At 32.0% G+C, this 2,607-nt stretch carries 3 protein-coding genes; all 3 read left to right on the top strand.

Annotation, left to right across the window (positions count from 1 at the left end; translation table 11 throughout):
* Nucleotides 1-158 precede the first annotated feature (158 nt).
* The gene (locus tag KA909_RS08010) at nt 159-752 is read left to right on the top strand and encodes a recombinase family protein (RefSeq protein WP_000690635.1); all 594 of its coding nucleotides are present in this window, start codon (nt 159-161) and stop codon (nt 750-752) included.
* A complete protein-coding gene (locus KA909_RS08005; protein WP_000790716.1) occupies nt 724-2,166 on the top strand; it encodes a Mu transposase C-terminal domain-containing protein in 1,443 nt (480 codons plus the stop codon). The genes KA909_RS08010 and KA909_RS08005 overlap by 29 nt, the downstream gene beginning before the upstream one ends.
* Nucleotides 2,159-2,607, top strand: a 449-nt coding sequence (locus KA909_RS08000; RefSeq protein WP_210130096.1) for an AAA family ATPase, incomplete at its 3' end; no start/stop codon positions are given. The genes KA909_RS08005 and KA909_RS08000, both read left to right, overlap by 8 nt.

Below are 2,607 nucleotides of genomic sequence, written 5' to 3'. Positions count from 1 at the left end.
CAGAAAATAACCATTTTCTGTACACTCTCTTTTTATGTCTAAATAAGTATGTATTACATAGAATTATGTGTTCAAAAACCCAACAAAAAATCTATGTTCACAAAAGACCTTGTGATTAAGTTATGGTACACTGAAGATGTATATAGGAGGTTTGTATTTTGAAAATAGGTTATGCAAGAGTTTCAACTGGATTACAAAATTTAAATTTACAGGAAGATCGATTAAATACACATGGTTGTGAAAAAATATTTAATGACCATATGAGTGGTTCAAAAAGTAAAAGACCTGGTTTAGATAAAGCAATTGAATTTGCGAGGTCAGGAGATACCATTGTTGTTTGGAGACTAGATAGACTAGGACGTAACATGGAGGATTTAATCACATTAGTGAATGAACTTAACGAACGAGGCGTGAGTTTTCATAGTTTAGAAGAAAATATAACGATGGATAAATCAAGTTCTACAGGACAATTATTATTTCATTTATTCGCAGCATTTGCAGAGTTTGAACGGAATTTAATTTTAGAACGTTCTTCAGCTGGACGAATTGCAGCTCGTGCCAGAGGACGTTATGGTGGAAGACCTGAAAAATTGAATAAAAAAGACTTAAATTTACTCAAAACACTTTATGATAATGGCACCCCCATTAAAACAATTGCAGAACAATGGCAAGTTTCACGTACAACAATTTATCGTTACCTCAATAAATTGGAGGACAAGGAAGATGAAAAACAAGGAGAAGTATCTAACTAATTTTTCTGAAGCCAAACGTAAAAAAGCTACTCAAAAGTACAATATTATAAAACCTTTTATCCTAGGCGAACAATCTTTATCAAGTATTTCTAAAAGTAAAGGGATTGCGTTAAGCACCCTTTATAGGTGGAATAAGTCATATAAAGAACAAGGACTTAAAGGACTAATCTATGCGACAAGAGCTGATAAAGGAACACGTAAAATAGAACCAAAGATAATTGATGAAATTGAACGCCTTGCGCTTATGAATAAAAGAAATAGTATAGCCACAATTCATAGGAAAATCACTAATTACTGTAAAGAAAATAATTTTGATATACCAAGTTATAAACAAATTTATAGTGTTATTAAAGCAATGCCTAAGTCTGTTATTGATTTCTCTCATCAAGGTGAAAAATACTATCAAAATAAGTACGATTTAATACAAATTAGAGAATCCTCGAGACCCAATGAAATATGGCAAGCAGACCATACTTTGCTAGATATCTTTATATTAGACCAAAAAGGTAATATCAATAGACCGTGGCTAACTATAATTATGGATGACTATAGTCGTGCAATTGCAGGCTATTTCTTAAGTTTTGATGCCCCCAATGCTCAAAACACAGCATTAACACTACACCAAGCAATATGGAATAAGAATGATACCAACTGGCCAGTGTGTGGTATACCCGAAAAATTCTATACAGATCACGGAAGTGACTTTACCTCAAATCACATGGAACAAGTCGCTATTGACTTGAAAATAAATTTGATGTTTTCAAAAGTTGGTGTCCCTCGTGGTCGTGGAAAAATAGAACGCTTTTTTCAGACAGTTAACCAAACTTTCTTAGAACAACTGCCTGGATATATAAACAATAATGATACTCCTAGTAATCTAATAGATTTTCACAATTTTGAAGAAAAACTACGTTACTTTTTAATTGAAGATTATAATCAAAAAGAACATAGTGCTATTCATACCACGCCTATCAGTCGTTGGAATAGTAATCACTTTTTCCCTAATATGCCAAGTAGCTTAGAACAACTTGATTTATTATTGTTGGAAATACCTAAATCTAGAAAAGTTCATTCAGATGGCATTCATTTTCAAGGTTTTCGATACAGTAATACTAATCTAGCAGCTTATGTAGGTGAATATGTACTGATTCGTTATAACCCAAATGATATGGCTGAAATACGTGTGTTTTATAGAGATGAATTTCTTTGTACTGCTATATGTCCAGAAATAGCTGATTACTCCATAGATATAAAAGACATACAGCACGCTCGTAGTCAGAGAAGAAAACACTTAAAACAAAATATTGCTAGTCCAAGTACCACAGAATTAATTAAGGAAGAAAAAAATTGTGGTTATTCACCTCAAGAAACGACTAAAAACGTCAAAAAATTAAAGAGGTATCGTAATGACTAAAAATCAGAATTTTATTGAAACGAAAGAGTATAAACGGTTTGCTGAATTTTGTGACGCTTGCATTAAATATCAATATATTGGTATCTGTTATGGTCAACCTGGAGTTGGGAAAACTTTATCTTCAAGATATTATACAAATTGGGATACAATCGAAAAACAAGTTAACCATAGAGGTTGGGAAGATCTAGCTAGTAAAACGACCGATGACATACTATCGGTGGATAAAATATTTTATACTGCACCAGCAGAAAAACAAACTAAATTAAGGAATGATTTATATAGTATTACTGCAAGCATTGATTTGGGTCAAAAATTACATGTTGTAAATAAGTATGGACATGAACATAGTAAACATTATAGTGATATGTTTAAATATATTGATTTAATTATAGTAGATGAGATTGATCGCCTTAAAGTGCAACATTTAGAGCAATTAAGAGC

The sequence above is a fragment of the Staphylococcus sp. GDX8P54P genome, from assembly GCF_017893165.1.
Classification (GTDB): Bacteria; Bacillota; Bacilli; order Staphylococcales; family Staphylococcaceae; genus Staphylococcus; species Staphylococcus borealis.
This window is presented reverse-complemented; position numbering and strand designations above follow the sequence as displayed.

Coding starts and splice junctions, on each gene's coding strand:
- KA909_RS08005 (WP_000790716.1), top strand. CDS start 724: ATGAAAAACAAGGAGAAGTATCTAACTAATTTTTCTGAAGCCAAACGT.